The organism is Acinetobacter sp. YH01004, assembly GCF_013420455.1.
Taxonomy (GTDB): domain Bacteria; phylum Pseudomonadota; class Gammaproteobacteria; order Pseudomonadales; family Moraxellaceae; genus Acinetobacter; species Acinetobacter towneri.
Window position 1 is genome coordinate 1 of record NZ_VOXZ01000024.1, and the last position, 18,090, is coordinate 18,090.

At 36.6% G+C, this 18,090-nt stretch carries 20 protein-coding genes and 1 pseudogene; 7 read left to right on the plus strand and 14 right to left on the minus strand.

The features are described 5' to 3' along the window. A pseudogene (locus FTT71_RS12650) lies at window positions 1–117 on the plus strand (transposase); the annotation flags it as partial. Between the two features lie 50 nt (window positions 118–167). Beyond that, entirely contained in the window at window positions 168–1,274 is a 1,107-nt protein-coding gene (adeS, locus tag FTT71_RS12655) for a two-component sensor histidine kinase AdeS (RefSeq protein ID WP_032073131.1), read from the plus strand. Between the two features lie 103 nt (window positions 1,275–1,377). Here the strand turns inward: adeS and FTT71_RS12660 are convergent, their stop codons facing one another. The 3 genes from FTT71_RS12660 to FTT71_RS12670 form a co-directional block, all read right to left on the minus strand. Further along, window positions 1,378–2,892 (minus strand): MFS transporter, encoded by a 1,515-nt coding sequence (locus tag FTT71_RS12660; RefSeq protein ID WP_032073148.1) that lies wholly within the window; start codon window positions 2,890–2,892, stop codon window positions 1,378–1,380. A 113-nt stretch (window positions 2,893–3,005) separates the two neighbouring features. Then, window positions 3,006–6,110 (minus strand): multidrug efflux RND transporter permease subunit, encoded by a 3,105-nt coding sequence (locus FTT71_RS12665; RefSeq protein WP_270915313.1) that lies wholly within the window; start codon window positions 6,108–6,110, stop codon window positions 3,006–3,008. Beyond that, the gene (locus FTT71_RS12670) at window positions 6,107–7,270 is read right to left on the minus strand and encodes an efflux RND transporter periplasmic adaptor subunit (protein WP_032073150.1); all 1,164 of its coding nucleotides are present in this window, start codon (window positions 7,268–7,270) and stop codon (window positions 6,107–6,109) included. Before FTT71_RS12670 ends, FTT71_RS12665 begins: the two co-directional genes overlap by 4 nt. A gap of 426 nt (window positions 7,271–7,696) precedes the next feature. Here FTT71_RS12670 and FTT71_RS12675 point away from each other — a divergent pair, with 426 nt between their 5' ends. Next, complete coding sequence (locus tag FTT71_RS12675) at window positions 7,697–8,293, plus strand: LysE family translocator (RefSeq protein ID WP_074163998.1); 597 nt, start codon at window positions 7,697–7,699, stop codon at window positions 8,291–8,293. A 27-nt stretch (window positions 8,294–8,320) separates the two neighbouring features. Here the strand turns inward: FTT71_RS12675 and FTT71_RS12680 are convergent, their stop codons facing one another. The 3 genes from FTT71_RS12680 to FTT71_RS12690 form a co-directional block, all read right to left on the minus strand. Next, window positions 8,321–9,139: an AraC family transcriptional regulator gene (locus FTT71_RS12680; RefSeq protein WP_032073151.1), complete on the minus strand. Its 819-nt coding sequence runs from the start codon at window positions 9,137–9,139 to the stop codon at window positions 8,321–8,323. 130 nt (window positions 9,140–9,269) lie between these two features. Then, the gene (locus FTT71_RS12685; protein ID WP_000985610.1) at window positions 9,270–9,551 is read right to left on the minus strand and encodes an addiction module antidote protein; all 282 of its coding nucleotides are present in this window, start codon (window positions 9,549–9,551) and stop codon (window positions 9,270–9,272) included. Further along, window positions 9,552–9,854: a type II toxin-antitoxin system RelE/ParE family toxin gene (locus FTT71_RS12690; RefSeq protein ID WP_154320144.1), complete on the minus strand. Its 303-nt coding sequence runs from the start codon at window positions 9,852–9,854 to the stop codon at window positions 9,552–9,554. It abuts the gene before it with no gap. Window positions 9,855–10,103: 249 nt separating this feature from the next. Between FTT71_RS12690 and FTT71_RS12695 the strand changes: the two genes are divergently transcribed. Continuing rightward, complete coding sequence (locus FTT71_RS12695) at window positions 10,104–10,313, plus strand: hypothetical protein (protein WP_004976362.1); 210 nt, start codon at window positions 10,104–10,106, stop codon at window positions 10,311–10,313. 249 nt (window positions 10,314–10,562) lie between these two features. Continuing rightward, the gene (locus FTT71_RS12700; RefSeq protein ID WP_026438532.1) at window positions 10,563–12,017 is read left to right on the plus strand and encodes a SulP family inorganic anion transporter; all 1,455 of its coding nucleotides are present in this window, start codon (window positions 10,563–10,565) and stop codon (window positions 12,015–12,017) included. Between the two features lie 110 nt (window positions 12,018–12,127). On the opposite strand, the gene FTT71_RS12705 is transcribed toward FTT71_RS12700, so the two are convergent. Beyond that, entirely contained in the window at window positions 12,128–12,418 is a 291-nt protein-coding gene (locus FTT71_RS12705; protein ID WP_004969304.1) for an addiction module antidote protein, read from the minus strand. 1 nt (window position 12,419) lies between these two features. Next, window positions 12,420–12,716, minus strand: coding sequence for a type II toxin-antitoxin system RelE/ParE family toxin (locus FTT71_RS12710; protein ID WP_004647749.1), 297 nt, complete (start codon window positions 12,714–12,716; stop codon window positions 12,420–12,422). Window positions 12,717–12,932: 216 nt separating this feature from the next. On the opposite strand from FTT71_RS12710, the gene FTT71_RS13360 reads away from it, so the two are divergent. After that, window positions 12,933–13,058, plus strand: coding sequence for a hypothetical protein (locus FTT71_RS13360; RefSeq protein ID WP_004969301.1), 126 nt, complete (start codon window positions 12,933–12,935; stop codon window positions 13,056–13,058). Window positions 13,059–13,151: 93 nt separating this feature from the next. On the opposite strand, the gene FTT71_RS12715 is transcribed toward FTT71_RS13360, so the two are convergent. The 5 genes from FTT71_RS12715 to FTT71_RS12735 all read right to left on the minus strand — a co-directional run bounded on the left by FTT71_RS12715 (window position 13,152) and on the right by FTT71_RS12735 (window position 17,211). After that, window positions 13,152–13,826 (minus strand): hypothetical protein, encoded by a 675-nt coding sequence (locus FTT71_RS12715; protein ID WP_058952551.1) that lies wholly within the window; start codon window positions 13,824–13,826, stop codon window positions 13,152–13,154. 113 nt (window positions 13,827–13,939) lie between these two features. Next, the gene (locus tag FTT71_RS12720) at window positions 13,940–14,686 is read right to left on the minus strand and encodes an ATP-binding protein (protein ID WP_179988790.1); all 747 of its coding nucleotides are present in this window, start codon (window positions 14,684–14,686) and stop codon (window positions 13,940–13,942) included. Then, complete coding sequence (gene istA, locus FTT71_RS12725; protein WP_179988791.1) at window positions 14,683–16,227, minus strand: IS21 family transposase; 1,545 nt, start codon at window positions 16,225–16,227, stop codon at window positions 14,683–14,685. The genes FTT71_RS12720 and istA overlap by 4 nt, the downstream gene beginning before the upstream one ends. A gap of 178 nt (window positions 16,228–16,405) precedes the next feature. Then, window positions 16,406–16,600 (minus strand): DNA-binding protein, encoded by a 195-nt coding sequence (locus FTT71_RS12730; RefSeq protein WP_179988792.1) that lies wholly within the window; start codon window positions 16,598–16,600, stop codon window positions 16,406–16,408. A 128-nt stretch (window positions 16,601–16,728) separates the two neighbouring features. Then, the gene (locus tag FTT71_RS12735; protein WP_179988793.1) at window positions 16,729–17,211 is read right to left on the minus strand and encodes a hypothetical protein; all 483 of its coding nucleotides are present in this window, start codon (window positions 17,209–17,211) and stop codon (window positions 16,729–16,731) included. A 92-nt stretch (window positions 17,212–17,303) separates the two neighbouring features. On the opposite strand from FTT71_RS12735, the gene FTT71_RS12740 reads away from it, so the two are divergent. Continuing rightward, complete coding sequence (locus tag FTT71_RS12740) at window positions 17,304–17,510, plus strand: helix-turn-helix domain-containing protein (protein WP_179988794.1); 207 nt, start codon at window positions 17,304–17,306, stop codon at window positions 17,508–17,510. Between the two features lie 12 nt (window positions 17,511–17,522). Here the strand turns inward: FTT71_RS12740 and FTT71_RS12745 are convergent, their stop codons facing one another. After that, entirely contained in the window at window positions 17,523–18,065 is a 543-nt protein-coding gene (locus FTT71_RS12745) for a hypothetical protein (protein ID WP_021510876.1), read from the minus strand. Window positions 18,066–18,090 lie beyond the last annotated feature (25 nt).

Consider the following 18,090-nt stretch of genomic DNA (forward strand, 5'->3'; position numbering starts at 1 on the left):
TGGAAGCAGATGAAATATTATTGGCGAGATTTTCAAGTCATGACAGCTGATAAAATAGAGCAATGGGTGGAGAGAGTATCAAACCAATTCGGAAAAGAATACATGTTTACTTTTTAATGACAGCTTAATCAATGTCCGTGGCGTGGGGTATCGCTTAGATCAAAATCATGAAATTTAACTTTTTTAAAAATTCTGTTGGAATTAACTTCCAGTTTATTATCATGATGAGCCTATTCAATTTAGGCATTACGCTGTTATCTTTCATGATTGGCTATTTTGTTTATAGCTGGGCGATAAAAATAGGTTTTCTAAATACACAAGTTATTAATTCAAATGAATTTTCAGTTACCTCCGTTGACTTTATCTGGCTGTTTTTAGTGCTATTAACAGGCTTTTTTCTTTCTACTATCCTCGCCTTTAAATATGGAAAACGCTATACACAGCCAATTAGTGATTTAGCAGATGTTATTCAACAAATTCAACAAGGCAATTTAGCACTCAGAATTAAACAGCCACATCATGATATTCCACATGAAATCAAGTCTCTTATTGAGAACTTCAATGAAATGGCAAACCAACTTGAAGTATCAGTTAAGAATTCAACTGTTTGGAATGCTGCAATTGCACATGAATTACGAACACCTGTGACAATATTACAAGGTCGCTTGCAAGGTATTGTCGATGGTATATTTATTGCCGATAAAGCTTTACACCTAAGCTTATTGAACCAAGTCGAAGGCTTATCTTACCTTGTGGAAGATTTACGGACACTGACACTTATTGAAAATAAACAATTACGATTAGAACTAGAAAAGACCAATTTAAAAAATAGTATTGAAAAATGTCTGCAGATGTTTAATGAACGGTTTCATGTTAAAGGTTTAACTATTGTTTTAAATTTGACGGATAAATTGGTTTGCGTTGATATAAGAAGGATGGAACAGGTCTTTATTGCATTGTTCTCTAACTTTCTAAGATATTCGAATGCTGGAAAAATAAATATTACATCTGTAACCACAGCAGAACATTGGGTATTGACGTTTGAAGATGAAGGTCCTGGTATTGATGAATCGCATCTTAAACACCTGTTCAAACCCTTCTATCGACTGGAAGACTCTAGATCATGTCTAGATGGCGGTACTGGATTAGGCTTGGCAGTGATTGATGCAATTATTGAAGCACACCAAGGTCATATTTATTATTCTAAATCCAAAAACTTAGGTGGCAGCTGTTTTACTATTCAACTAAATCGTAAGACATCAACTCATTTATAATGTGTTAAGTTCAGATTAATACGGCTTAATTTAAACCATAAATTTAAGATAAATTGATGTCTGAACTTAACCATTCTGTTTGATGATCCTCAAATAAATTTCATCACAATGAATTCTCATCTCGATATTTAGCTAGCATAAAAAATACCACAATGGAGAGTATCCCGATGATAATCCCTGCTGTTAATAATAAATTAACATGAGCTGAACTGAAGGCAATTTTACCTGCGTTAATCAATGCTGTACCTTGTTCAACGGGTAACTGGCTCGCCACTAAATAGGTATCACCAATCGAAAGTCTGGCTTTTTCTGCTAAAACAGCAGTTAAATCTGACGGCACTTGAAGATGACTGCCAAATATATAGGCCATGAAAACACCAAATAAAGTAATACCTAGTCCTGTACCCAGTTCATAACCTGTACTTTCAAGTGAACCTGCCGCACCGCCCTTTTCTGCAGGTACTGAGCCCATGATCGCAATGGATGAAGCTGTTAAACCAATACTCAGTGTTAATCCAATCGAAGCTAAAATAAAGGGAACGATGATTCCCGGATGATGAAAATCTGAATAACTCAAACTGACCAACGCAATTGCTGCCAATATTAATGACATGGTCGCAACCAGACGGAGTCCAAATTTATTGGATAAAAAACCAGCAATAGGCCCGCCAATAGCGGCCGCAACCATAATCGGAACCATAAAAAGACCGGCTTGCAGCGGTGTTAAACGAATGACATATTGCAGCTCCATTGCCAAAGTTAACTCAACCCCTGCCAAAGCGCCTGCAGCAACCATTGCCATAATAATGCCGGCTAAAATAGCAGGACGTGAAAATAGCGAAAGATCTAGCATCGGCTGAGGAGAATTCAGCTGTTTGCGTACAAATATGGTTAATAAGCCGATAGATAAAACGACCAAAGGCAAGACAATCAACAACGACTGTTTACCGCCTAAGCCTGCTTTTAGTGCATATACAAACGAAATCAAACCGACAATCAGCAATAGCGCTTGACCAAATGCCCAATGTCCAGGGGTTATAGCTTCTTTTCGGGACAATAAGAAATAGCACATTGGTGCGACAACCAGCATGATTGGGACGTTAATCAGGAAAACTGAACCCCACCAGAAATATTCTAACAATCCCCCACCAATGAGCGGTCCAATGGCGGCACCGGCTGATCCGATTGTGCCCCAAATACCCAGCGCAATGGCACGTTCGCGACTGTCTTCGAAGGTTCTGCGAATAATACCCAATACACAGGGCATAATCATGGCACCGCCTAATGCTAATAAAGCACGTGCGGCAATCAGCATAGAAGCCGTTTGGGAAAATGCCGCAAGGACTGAGGCAATTCCAAATATAACCAAGCCAATCAGCAGAATCTTACGATTGCCGACACGATCAGCCAAAGTTCCCATCGGAACTAAAAGTCCAGCCATAAGTAATGGATAAATATCAATAATCCATAAGACTTGGTTACTTGTGGCACTCAGCGATTGGGTTAATGAGGGAACCGCAACATGCAGTACAGTCATATCAATCACAATCGGCAGAAATGCAAGCACGACAGCGAGCAATATCCACCAGCGTTTCGGATCAAGATTGGTAGCTTTCATGATTAAACCTATATTGATGGTTTATTAAATCAATTCTGAAATAAAGATGTAAATGAAAGATTTGTTGTGGGCTAAACTCGTTAACCCACAGCTTTTATTCTCAGTTTTGATGCTTAATGTGCCGCTTTACGTTTCGAGAATTTCTCAACCATGCTCATGACGACAATAAAGAAAATCGGTACAAAAATAACAGCTAGAATTGTTGCGCTGATCATGCCGCCAAAGACGCCTGTACCAATCGCTTTTTGAGTTTCAGAACTAGCGCCACTGGCAATGACTAAAGGAATAACGCCACAGGTAAATGCCAAAGATGTCATTAGGATTGGACGTAAGCGCAATTTAGCGGCTGCAACGGTTGCCTCCACTAAACCCATTCCTTCTTCTCTTAGTGCTTTTGCAAACTCAACAATCAAAATAGCATTCTTTGCAGATAGACCAATAATCGTGATCATGCCGACCTTAAAGAAAATATCATTTGGCATACCACGTAACATTACTGCTAAAAAGGCGCCAATCAACCCTAGAGGGACAACTAGCATCACAGAGAATGGAATTGACCAGCTTTCATAAAGCGCTGCCAAGACAAGGAAAACGACTAACATCGACAACAGTAATAAAAACAAGGTTTGTGATTCCGACTGTTTTTCTTCTAGAGAAATCCCAGTCCACTCATAACCCACACCTTTCGGAAGTTGTTCAATCAAATTTTCCATCTCAGTCATGGCTTGTCCTGAAGATATACCTGCTGCTGGACTGCCAGAAATACTCAATGATGGACGACCGTTGTAACGATTGTATTGTTGTGGGGAATGTTGCCAAATTGGAGTAATTATTTCAGACATTGAAACCAATTTACCGCTTTGACTGTTCACCTTAATCTGAAGAATATCTTCAATACTCATGCGTGATTTGGCATCAAGTTGCACAATGACTTGCTGCATACGGTCATGATTTGGAAAATCATTGATATACATCGAACCCATTGAGGTTGAAATAATATCGGTCACATCACTGAAATTAACACCTAATGCCTGCAATTTATCTCTATCAATTTTAAGCTGTACAGAACTGCCATCTGGCAAACCTTCAGGATAGACCTCCGCCACGATTTTACTTTGTGCTGCTAATGCTAAAAGCTGATCTTGTGCTTCTCTTAAAGCAGGCATGCCAATATTGCCACGATCTAATAATCTCAGTGAAAAACCAGATGAGTTACCCAATTCATCAATTGCTGGTGGTAACACAGACATGGTTTGACCTTCTGAACTTTCAGCCATCGCTATATTGGCATTATTCACGACTTCTTGTGCCGTAATAGTACGCTCTTCGAATGGCAATAGATTGGTAAAATACATCGCTGTATTCTGACCAGATCCACTAAAACCAAAACCTAAGACCGCCATATTGTCTTTAATCCCCGTTTCTTGGTCTAAATAATTTTGAAACTCAGCAACGACTTTACGGGTACGTTCTTGAGTTGCATCCGCAGGAAGTTGAATCGAAGTCATAAACCACCCCTGATCTTCTTCTGGCATAAACGCAGTCGGAACGTGTTTAAAACTAAAAATCAGCACAATGACAATGCCTAAGAAACATAACATTGCGAGGGTTTTATGTTTAATTACTTTAAATAAACTGCGTTCATAGCGATTGTTCAGCTTCTCAAAACTGCGATCAAACGATGCAAAAACACCCTTTTTCTGATGGTCTTGATCAATCGGTTTTAACATCGTTGCACATAACGCAGGGGTTAATGTCAGTGCAAGGAAAGCTGAGAATAAAATTGAAACCGACATGGTAATGGTGAACTGACGATAGATAATCCCCACTGAGCCTGACGCCAATGCCATCGGCAAGAATACAGCGGCTAACACTAAGGTGATGCCAATAATCGGATTGGTAATTTCCTTCATGGCTTTAGATGTGGCTTCAACTGGAGATAAGCCTTCTGTCGCCATAATGCGTTCAACATTCTCAATGACCACAATCGCATCATCGACAATAATCCCGATCGCAAGCACCATACCGAACATGGTCAGCACATTAATCGAAAAACCAGCAAGCAGCATGACTGAGAATGTGCCAAGCAATGCAATCGGTGCAACAATCGCCGGAATTAAGGTGTATCGAACATTGTGTAAAAAGATAAACATGACAATAAAAACTAATGCCATAGCTTCAAGCAATGTCATGATTACTTTTTCAATCGAGATTTTTACAAAAGGTGCAGTGTCGTAAGGTATAGAGAATTTCATACCATCAGGCAGTGCTGAACCTAACTGTTCAATTTTCGCTTTAACACCTTCTGCAGTCTTGACAGCGTTGGCACCAGGACTCATTTGTATCGCCACAGCTGTAGAGGCTTTGCCATTTTCTAAAATCGCAAAGTTATACATCTGTGCCCCGATTTCGACACGAGCGACATCCGACAGTCGAACATTGGCGCCATTTTGTTGAGCACGTAAACTAATTTTCTTGAATTGCTCTACAGTTTCTAATTGACCTTGAGCAGTTAAAGGAATAGTAATTTGTTGCCCCGTCAAAGCAGGAACATCACCAATACGACCTGGTGATATCGGCAAGTTTTGGTTTTGGATGGCTGTATTCACATCTTGAATACTCAATCCATAAGAAACCAAACGATCTGGATCGACCCAAATCCGCATGGCTTTTTCAGCACCAAAATTTTGGACTTTACCAACACCGTCAACCCGCTTTAATTCTTCAATCACATAGCGAGTCATATAGTCACTGACATCAATTTCACTATATTTGCCATTCGGTGAACTTAAGCCCACCATCATTAAAAAACCAGACGACGCAGCATCGACCATCAGCCCTTGTTGTCGCACTGTTTGAGGTAAGCGTGACTCAATGGCTTTAATTTTGTTTTGCACATCAATTTGTGCAAGTTCTACATCTGTACCTGGTTTAAATGTTGCGGTGATTGTTGCTGTTCCAGAACTATCTGAACTTGAACTGTAATAAAGTAAGTTTTTGACACCTGACATTTCCCGCTCAATCAAGGTCACAACACTATCATTCAATGTTTTTGGCGTAGCACCTGGATAGATTGCCGTAATACTAATCTGTGGTGGCGCAACACTTGGGAATCGTGCAATAGGTAACTTGGGGATGCTTAGTACACCCAACAGAATAATAAATAAAGCAATCACCCATGCAAAAATAGGACGCCTAATGAAAAATTGGGACATTATTGCTGTCCTCCATTTTCCTTAATATTTGTAGGTTGCCACTGCTTAATTTTTAATTTTTGCTCAGGCTGTATACGATCAGCCCCTTCAACAATGACTTTCTCACCTGCTTGTAACCCTTGTTTGATCACATAGTTATTTTGATAACGTTGACCAAGCTGAACAGGCTTGCTTTGCGCTAAACCTTTTTGATTAACAATCGTAACATTGGCTTTACCACTAATATCATGTTGAATCGCTTGTTCTGGAACTAGGAGCGCATTTTCAACTTGAGCTCGGCTCATATTGACTCGAACATACATGCCTGGCAAAAGTTTTTGATTTTCATTATTGGCTAAAATACGGATTGTGACATCACCCGTATCAGGATCAACTTTAGTATCCGAAAATAGGATTTCACCTGTAACGTTATAAGGTTTACCCTGACTATTTAGGATTTCAACCGTATGTTTGGTATTTGACACGTCACCTTGCTGTAAAGCTTCCTGTAGTTTTTCATAATCACTAATTGATTGCTTTACATCAACATAGACTTTATTAATCTGTTGTATTACGGCCATTGCATTAGTATCACCTTGACCAACTAATGCACCCTCAGTCACTAAGATTTCACCAATCGTTCCCGAGATAGGGGCTGTAACAGTCGCATATTTAAGATTAAGTTGTTGTCTGCTTAACATGGCTTGCATTTGCGCCACATCGGCTTTTGCTTTTTGATAATCTGCTTCGGTATTGTTGTATTCCTGCTGACTAACCGCATTTACTTTTACTAATTCAGTGTAGCGTTTTAACAGCACCTGCAAACGTGTCACCTCAGCTTGTGCACGGTTTAAAGTGGCTTGATTGCTTTTTACATCTGCCTGAAATATTTCAGAATTCAATTTAAAAAGCGGTTGACCTGCTTGCACATAAGAGCCTTGCTTAAAAAGTACTTTATCAACAATTCCACCTACTTGCGGGCGAATTTCAGCAATACGGTAAGCGACAACACGGCCTGGAAGATTTTCAATTAAATTCATGGAATGCGGTAATACCGTGATGGTACTGACAACCGCTGGTGGCATTTCTGTTGGGGACTGTTCAGCATCTTTGGCTTGTGTACAGCCGATTAAAAGTACAGTTGTAATAAGTATTGAACCTATTAAATGATAATGTGTTGACATGCTTTTTCAGAGGGGGGGTTTTAGATACTACTATTTTGAAATAGCAGTGTTTATGAATTGCTGATGTTGTGTGGAGATTGTGTGGAGATTGTGTGGAGAGATTAAAAGATTTATTTTTTAATGACACGCTTAAACAGCGTGGCTTGTAAATTAGTATAAATAATTTTGTTGTTCTACAATTTTGATCGTATCTTAGTTTTTTCTCATAGTTCATGAACTTTAAAATTCTAAACCAAGACTAATATTTATATAAGCAATTGAAAATACAATACATAGTTTCTTTATACACTTATGAAGTGAACTTTAGGTGAACATAAGTTAAATAGAAATTTTTAATTAGTTCAGCACAAACGTACAATCTTTAAGGCCTATAACTCGATACCGTTCTCTCTTTGATGTTTATTGCTATCTAATTGAGTGAACTCTGTGGAAATATTTCTTTATACATTAAGCGTTATGTATAGCCCAGGCCCTGTAAATTTTATGGGGCTAAATTCTGGCCTTACAGGTCAATTAAAAAAGACTATAGGATTTTACCTAGGCATTGGTTTCGCCATGTTGATCTTATTCGTATTGTTTGGCTATATAGGTGAAGCTGTTATTCCACATGGATTGATTCATTATATTGCTTTAGCGGGTGCAATTTATACATTCTACTTGGCTATAAAAATGATTAGGGCGAATGTAGAAACAACTCAACAGCAAGAAAGCCATCTAACATTCTTAAATGGCTTATTTATTCAGTTATTAAATCCAAAAGCCATTCTCGTCATTCTACCTGTTACGACAATTATGTACCCTGCAGCCAAAATCACAGGAATCATGATCTTGATAGTTTCTTTACTGATTTCACTTGGTGCTGTTGGCGCACCATTCACCTATGCTCTGGTTGGAAAAGTATTAGGCAACAAAATTGCTAATCCTATCTGGTTTAATCGGCTAAATAAGCTGATGGGTATACTCTTGATTTTATCAGGGCTTTTTATGTTCAAAGATTTTCTTAATGGAATAAATCTGCTGTAGGACAAATTAGCCGTTCAAATCGAACGGCTATCTTTTAATATTTATCATTTTCCATTGAGTGGGAGTTAAACCAAATGTTTTTATAAAATGTCTGGTCATATGACTCTGATCAAAAAAGCCTGCATTTAAAGCAGCATTAACAATAGACTCCCCTTGAGCAAGGTAGAACTTAACTGTTTCTAAGCGACGCATGATCATATAACGGTGTGGGCTAGTTCCAAATAATAATCGGAAATCACGAGAAAGGCTCCAGCGGTCACGATCAGCATGTTTCTCTAAATCTGACAAACTTAAGTTTTCATGTGGATACGCCAAAATACACTCACGCGCTCTCTCTGCTGCCTTGTAGTCAAATTTTTTGTTTTGGTTAGATGAAGTATCTGAAATTTCACACAGTGTAGTTGCCAAATCAAATAGAGCATCTTCCTCTTCTAGGGTATCCATATAATTATTTATATTATTTAGAAAGCTATCCATTGCCCTAAACAGGCGAATATCATTACTTAAGCCATGTCTGATAAAAGGCAAAGGTTTACCCTTTAAAATGGTTTGGATCATCGCTGGTTCGATGTAAATCATTCTATAGCGATAGCCATCTAATGTTCCTGATTCACCATCATGCTTTTCATCCGGGTGTAGAACCATAGTCATGCCTGGCAAGCTATGTTGCAATGTACCTTTGTAATGAAAGTTTTGAACTCCGGAAAGAGTCCTGCCAATAGCATAAGTATCATGTCGGTGAGGTTTATAAGCATAATTGGAAAGAAATGCTTCAATTCTTTCTAATTTATGATTTTGAGTGGGGGATCTCACAATCCAATTATTTCCACTGGAGAAATCAGGCATAATTGATGGCCAATTTTTCGTAGATTCTATTGTAGATTATTTTTCACTTTTCCTAAAATTAACATAATACACGTTATACGAAGTTGAAATGAAAAATGGAGCTTAAAGCTCCCTTTTTTACTAGTTTTTTTTAAATTGCTAAGCGTAAATTCAGTGCTTTTACGACTTTAATAACAGTATCAAAGCTTGGATTTACATCGCCAGAAAGTGCTTTATAAAGACTTTCTCGACCTAAACCAGTGTCTCTTGATAATTGAGCCATTCCTTTAGCTTTAGCAATATTACCTAAAGCTTTTGCAATGAATGCCGCATCACCATTAGATTCATCGATACAGGCTTGTAGGTAAGCTTGCATATCTTCTTCTGTTTTAAGATGTTCAGCACTGTCCCATTTGCGAAGTTTGATAGCCATTTACAGCTCCTCCTCTAAATCTTGTGCTAATTGTAGGGCAAGTTTTATATCTTTACTTTGCGTAGACTTGTCTCCGCCTGCTAAAAGAATAACGACCCTTTGCCCTTGCTTACAGTAATAGATCCTGTAGCCAGGTCCAAAGAAGAAACGTAATTCAGAAACACCTTCACCTACTGGTTCAGTATCTCCAAAGTTTCCATCTTCAACCCGATCAATTCGGACTTGTATACGTCTTTTTGCCTGCAGGTCTTTTAACTTAGTAAACCAGTCATCAAAGACTTCAGTGGTATATATTGAGTACATAAGAGTAATGTATCCTATAGGATACATTCATGCAAGAAATAAACTTGAATGTATGGGGCTACAACAGAATTTCGTATAACCACCATTATGTTAAATAGATAGCAGTTGGGAGATTATTTATTCTTTCAATAGACAAAAACTTGCGGAATTTTTCTTAATTTGTAATCCTTGCGGCCAAGGGTGTCTAGCGTAGCTAAGACAGGTATTCGTTATAGTCGGGCCGCTATAATACGGATGACGAGTGCCTGTATGTTTAACCTAAATATCTTTAACAAGATCTCTAGCGAAGTATTGACCATCAAAAATGATCTTGAGCTGAATTCTGAAAATCAACTGATAACTAAGTATAAGACTTCTACTTCTGAAGATTATAAACAGGCTATTGTTTTGATTTTTAAAGAACGTGGCTATACACGTTTGGAAATAGGTCAATTACTTGGGGAGCCAAAAGCTTCATAAAATACCGATTAAACAAAGCTTGGATATAACATCCAGGCTTTATAAAAAAGTACCTAGCTGTTACCCTTGTCCTGATTTTTTTACTCTAAAACGTTCTTTCATCTTATGACACTTACGCCACCTTAAGTTTATTTATCGTCTTAAATCTGTAAATAACTCATCACTGTCTAGTGATGTGGTGTAGTCGTTTGTGTGTTGTATATATCACATCACTAGCCTATCTGAAAAATTAAAAAACAGGCTATGTTTATGTTATCTAATGTCCGAGAACAGTGGTTCTCTAACATCCGTGGGGATGTACTTGCCGGATTAGTCGTCGGTCTTGCACTCATCCCTGAAGCCATCGCATTTTCAATTATTGCAGGTGTAGATCCTAAAGTTGGTCTATACGCATCCTTCTGTATTGCCGTCGTGATTTCTTTCGTAGGTGGTCGTCCTGCCATGATTTCAGCAGCCACTGGTGCAATGGCGCTGCTTATGGTCACATTGGTCAAAGAGCATGGGCTTGAATATCTGCTGGCAGCAACAATTTTGACAGGCGTGATTCAAATATTGGCAGGCTATTTAAAGCTCGCCAAGTTAATGCGGTTTGTATCTAAATCTGTGGTTATTGGATTCGTAAATGCGTTAGCGATCTTAATTTTCATGGCTCAATTGCCTGAACTGATTAATGTGACCTGGCATGTATATGCTTTTGTTGCTTTAGGTTTAGCAATTATTTATCTATTCCCTCTGGTTCCCAAATTAGGAAAATTACTCCCTTCTCCACTAGTCTGCATCATTGCAATCACATTATTGGCAATCGCTTTAGGAATTGATGTACGGACCGTGGGCGATATGGGGTCTTTACCTGACACACTTCCAATGTTCTTGATTCCAGATATTCCTTTGAATATTGAAACATTGATGATTATTTTGCCTTATTCAGTCGCACTGGCGGCTGTAGGTTTACTTGAATCGATGATGACAGCAACTATCGTGGATGAAATGACTGATACGCCAAGTGATAAATATCAGGAATGTAAGGGACAAGGGATTGCGAATATTGCTTCTGGCTTTATGGGTGGCATGGCCGGTTGTGCAATGATTGGTCAATCTATGATTAACGTAAAATCAGGTGGCCTTACACGCTTATCAACATTCTCTGCGGGCATTTTTCTTCTTATTCTGGTTGTATTTATCAGCGACTGGCTCAAAGTGATTCCAATGGCTGCATTGGTAGCGGTAATGATAATGGTCTCTATCAGTACCTTTGAATGGAGTTCTGTCACTCAGTTAAAAGATAATCCTAAGAGTAGTAATATCGTCATGATTGCGACGGTGATTGTAGTTGTTGCTACGCATAACCTGGCTTTGGGTGTGTTAACAGGCGTATTACTTTCAGCCTTGTTCCTGGCGAATAAACTTGAAAATGATATCCAGGTGACAGCATCTTTTGAAGGAATGGCCCGTTTATATGAGTTGAGAGGTCAGATCTTCTTTAGTTCTTCTGAAAAATTCATGCAAGGTTTTGACTTTAAAGAGGATGTAAAGGAGGTGATTATTGATTTGACCCATTCTCACATTTGGGATGTAACATCAGTCGCCATGCTTGATTCTGTTGTAAATAAATTTCAAAAGAATGGTGCGAATGTCACAGTACGTGGTCTAAATGAAGCCAGTTCGATCATGATTGATAAGTATGGGACACATGCCAGAATTTAAGTTTTAAAAATTCTATATTTATATAGAATTTCTAAAATTAACATAATACACCTTATACGAATCTAAAAATGGGAGCCTTTAGCTCCCATTTTTACTATATTTTTAAAGTTTTAAGCGTGTTGTACTGTGAGTTTTAAGCCTAAAGCATTTACTACACGATTAATCGTATCAAAACGTGGTGCTGAATCCTGACGTAGGGCTTTGTAGAGTGCTTCACGCCCAATCCCTGCTTCTTTAGCGATTTGAGTCATGCCACGAGCTTTAGCAATAACACCAAGTGCATGGGCTAATTCAGCTGGATCATTTTCTTCAAGAACCATATTGAGATACATCACAATGTCTTCTTCAGTTTTGAGCGACTCAGCCATATCAAAACTTGGTAAATCAGCGACTTTAACCATTTTAATCCTCCAATGTTTTCGATAGTTTGACTGCCCGATCGATGTCTTGTTGTTGAGTTGATTTATCTCCACCACCAAGCATTACAATCACAACGTCACCATGTTGGATGTAATACATCCTCCATCCAGAACCGAAGAATTCTCTCATTTCCCAAACGCCATCTTGGAGAGGTTTAATGTCTCCCCAGTTTCCACGTTGAACCTTATCTAATCGACGATTCAGGCGGATACGGGTCATATTGTCTTTAATGCCATCCAACCATTCATCAAATTCTGGAAGACGTTTAATTTCAATCATGAGGATTCCTTATCTTCTCACTATATTGTATTCGATCGAATACAATATGCAAGTAATTTATACGAACATCCATTAATTTCGTATAACACCATTATGTTAAATACATAATTTTTTTGGTTAAAATTTAAACTTTTTTACTGTTTTTCAGGCAAGATGCATATTTTTTTGAAGCCATACTTTCCTTGTCAGATGTTCAAACATTTTAAGGAGAAAGCAATGACACAAACAGCGAATGATCAACGTGCTACAGTAAAAAATCCTAATAATATTCAACATGCGCAGAATCAGGACAACCGTAGCCGACAATTGAATCCTAATCATAAACCTACGAAATCTAAATAAGGATGAAAACTATGAGCACAGCAGGTTGGCCTAGTACTACTGGAAATCCATCAGGTGGTGGCCGAGACAATAATCCACCTCGTAAATAAAAATTTATTTATCTTGTAATATCAATTCAGAAGGCCAAAGATATTGGCCTTCTGAAGGATATTTCTTCAGGAAGGCTTCCCATATCACGATAAAATCTTCTGATGTAGCTAACGTAGAAACGCTGGCTGTTTTTTGAAAATGTTTATAATAAAAGTCTTGCCAAAAATATATTAACCATAGGCCAGCTATGGCATTAATACTTTCAAACCACTTATCTTCTGGAAGTTCATTTTTCAGGAATAAATAATTCTCTTCTGAGACTTGTTCATAAATTTCATCATTTTTAAACTCACCATAAGGTAGACCTAGGAACTCATAGACTTCATTCAAGTAGCATAGTCTTCTGTTTTCTCTAACTTTTTTAATTAGTTGTATAAATTCTTTAATTTGTTCATCTTCGAGAGAAGGATCTAACCATTGCTCAAAACCATTAGTTGGAGGAATAGTCTTCAGAATCTCGACTTTATGTCCTTTTGTTGCTTCAAACTTTGCATTTATCTTTAAGATAAATAAAAGAAAATCTGTAAAAGTTTTTGATGGGAAGTATGGTCGTTTATTTTTAAACTTAAACTTTAATGCTTGGTTTAGTGAGATTGATTGGAATCCCCACTTCTTAGAAATTAAATGATCTAAGTGAATTAAAATTAGCAGTATATTGACGCCAGAATTTCTAAGCATCTCATGACTGCAAAATCAACACTTACTTGAACATCCATTCTTATCTTAGTTGGACACTTTAATAAACTTATATGTAAATTAAAGTGTCACTTTACTTGGACAAAAATTAAAATTTACTCGACTTTTTTACCTCTTTTCTTACGCATGGACTCACCCTTTAAATTAAAAACATGGGAACGATGGACAATGCGATCTAACAATGCTTCACCTACTGTTTGATCCGCAAAATGGTTTAGCCATATGCTTGTTTCATATTGACTTGTGATAAGAAGTGAGCCATTGTCACTGTGTTTGTCTATCACACTAATAAAATGAGGCATCCATGAGTTACTAATCTGTGATAATCCAAAATCGTCAAGAATTAGTAATTTATTTGAAAGCAATTTCTTTTTTAAGGTGTTGATAGTCCCTAAATGTACCGCAGTATTAAACTCTTCAAATAGCTCAGTAGTATTATAAAAAAGCACTTTAAAGCCTAATTTACATGCATTTGTCCCAAAAGCTGAGGCCAACCAAGTCTTACCAATACCCGTCGCACCTGTAAAAATTAAGTTGTGTTTTGATCTAATCCACTCACAATCAGCAAAACTTTGTAAAATATCGCTTGTCAGTCCTTGTTTGTTAGAACAATCAATTCCTGTCAAGTTGCTTGATGGATATCTTATATTAGACTTGTTAAGTAGAGCCAAAACTTTGCGATTACTAACAGCATTTTGCTCTGCTATTAATAACTCATTTAGAATTTCTAACGAAGTTTTGTTACTATTGATCATTTCATCATAATGATCAACAAAGCAATCTAAACAACCATTTAGCTTTAATTCTTGCATTTTTTGTGCAACAACACTCTTTGTGGTCATCTAGCATCACCTCCGAAATAATTAGCACCGCGGAGGTTTGCATGGGTAGGACGATTGATCGTTTGCGTGGTGTTTAAAGGTTGGATATATTTTCGATTTTTTAGCACATACAATAAGTCTGTAACTGCTAATAGATTGTATTTTAATGCATATTCACAAGCTTGATTGAGTACAGAATCAAGCTTATTTTCTAAAATATAATCTCTCAGTTTATTCAAGGATTTAATATTTCGAGCGAGATGTTTGGACTTATTTAAAACTTGTTCAACAAACTCATAAACATAATTTCCAATAGATTTTGCCCATTGCTTAATGCTCGCTGGGCTTAAAGTATTATAAAGTCTGTGGTTAGCTGGCATATGCTCTTCTAGAATACTTGCTTCACCATAGCCCATCAGTAAATCGTGTGAAGCAATTATTTCATTTTCATAAAAAAATTGTACTTCACGGCTTGTAATGCCAATATCCAACTTCTTACCAATTAGAGTATAGGGAACAGAATAAATATTCCCATCAACTGTAAATTGATAAAATTCAGAGACCGTTTGTTGAAATATCCATTTTGAAAATGGGTATGGGTGCGCAGGCAGTGATAATAATTCATTTTTCTCAAAACGATTAAAACGATCCCAACGACTTTCAGGAAAACGTTTCGTAATGGCTCGATTGATTTTATCAACTTCAACATCAAGAGCTTTTTGTAATTCATCAAGTGAGAAAAATTTTCTATTTCTTAATTTGACCAAAACTGATCGTTGAATAATTTGAACGGAAACCTCTGCAAGCCCTTTATCTTGAGGTGTTCGTGGGCGAGTATTCAATATTGCAAAATTATGATAATCAGCAAATTGTTCAAATGTTTTATTAAATACTGTACCATTTCGACCAGTTTTTATAACAGCAGCCTTTAAGTTATCCGTAATAACTTCTCTTGGAACACCTCCGATACGTTCAAAAGTGGCTGTAAAGCATTTTAACCAATCGTGTGTTTGCTGGGTTTCAGATGCAATAGCAGTGATTAAACTTGAAGCGCCTAGTACTCCAGCAAAAATTTGAACATGACGTACTTTGTCTGATTTAAGATCATGTAGTGGCATGGTTTTACCGCAAAAATCAACTAGCAATGTCTGCCCAGCAGTAAAATTTTGGCGCATAGAGGGGTGTAGCTTTTTCAACCAGTGCTTATACAATTCGGCAAAGCGAGAATAGGAAACACAGTCAGGGTGTGTCTCTTTAAATTCAAGCCACAATTGCTTGAGCGTCATATCTCTGATCTTCATTTGATCATTGATATATGTAAAATCTGGTACGGGTTTACACTTCTCAACATTCTTAACGACACCAGTTTGTAAGATGTCTATAAATTCTTGATTAGAGGCATTTAATACATCAGCAACGGGCATTTGGATTTCATTTAATTTTTTTGCAATAACGCCAACAGTTGTTGGTGATACATTCACTCTTTTTGCAATTTGGCGATGCGTATTACCTTGCGCCAAAAACTCACAAATTTTTCGTTGTACTACAACAGGTATTTTCATTTTGATAGTCTCAATAATAAAAAAAGAGACAGAAAGCACCCTAAACATTGATAAAAGCATCAATGTCTTTTAGAATAAATTTGTCTTGTACATGCAAGTTAAAGACAAATCTATAAAGACTCATGTTGCCGCATGGGTCTTTATACTTTCTGCAGTTTAAATAAAAAATTAATGTAAATTAATCCATATCTTTTTGCTCCTTAATTCCTAGCTTCACAGCTATTTTATGGCTTTCGCCACGTTTTGGAATCTTGTTGTTTCTAAAAATTCTATATACTAAATCAGGAGAAAATTTATTATCTCTAGCCCATTTAGCAATCGATTTTCCAGTAGAAGAAAAATCTTCTTTTACCTGTTCAATAGACTTGATCATATTTGAATAAACTTGAATAAATTTGAGCTAAATTTAGAATAAAAAAACAGCTCTTGTCAAGCTGAAATTATATTTAAGTTGTTGATATAACTAAATATATGTTTTTGTTATTTGGTGTTTATTTTTATTTAAAAACAAAATCTAACAAAATTTTCAATTGTCTTTAATTGAATTTCATACTTCTTAAAATCTATTAATATTTTATTTTTATATTCTTCTAATTTCTCACTAATTTCAGAATGTTGTAAAATTAATTTATTAATAAAATCCAATTCTATCTCTATATTTTTTAAATTTTCTTTTATATCAATAATATTTTCTTCAAAAACATGATTCAATCTATCTTCTTTATGTTTTTTTTGCATACTAATTAAATTTTCAGAGGCACTATATAAATATATTCTTTTATTTATTTTAGATGGTTTGGCGACTAAAAAACCTTTTTGTACAAATATTTTTAAATATCTATACATCTGTCCCTTAACTTTGTTTGTGTTATCTAAAAATTCTGATTCCATGTGCTGCCAAAAACGATTAGCTTTCCAATCAATAATTTCATGTTCTTCAAAAATGTCAAAAAAGCGATCAAGTAGAGGTAAATTTTTTGCCATGTTTCATAGACCTACATAAAAAGAGGATTATAGTCCGTGGATGTATAGTCCTCAATTGCTGATATTTCTGTTTTTTAAACAGTTGATCTCAAATGTCAGAATTATCCATCAAAATTGGTCAATTAATCTGCAATAAAAGAAAAGAGAAAAATATTACGCAAGAATCTCTATCACTACAGTGCGGAATAGATCGCAGCTATATGGGGAGAATTGAACGTGGTGAAGTAAATATTACTGTCGAAAAACTCTATGAAATCGCTTTAGCTCTGGAATCGAGCCCTAAAGAGTTACTCCCTTAAAAAGCATTTCTTTCACTTTCTTTTTCCAGTGCCATAGCCACCATAAACACGTTGTCCTCCAATATACATTGAGGATGCCCCATCTATAAGGTCTAAAGAGTCCCGAGATTCTCTAATAACATTCATTTTTTTATTACTTAATGTTTTGCTTTTTGGATCAATTTTATTAGTTCCTTTCCCTTTTATCGTTGGTAAAGAGCCTTTATATGATTTTATAAACTCCCCAAATAACTGATAGTTCTCATCATTTATGGTATTCTCGGGATTCTTCTTAATTTTTCTATCGACAATACTTAAGCTTGTATTTGTACGATACTCAAACCATCTAACGGCTTTTAAGTAATCAATTGAACCAAATTCAAATAATGAAAGTATTTGCTGTATGTAGGTACTATCACTATGAAATTTGTAGTGATGAGCTGCACCTACCGCAATCTGATGCGCTAATGTTGAATTTATAAATTTTCGGGTATCAAAGAAACTAGACAATTCGGATTGTTTTATTGCATGTACATTTGCTAAAAGCTTTCGATTCTTCTCATTAAATTTAGTCATAGAGTAGTACCAGATTTAAAGTGTT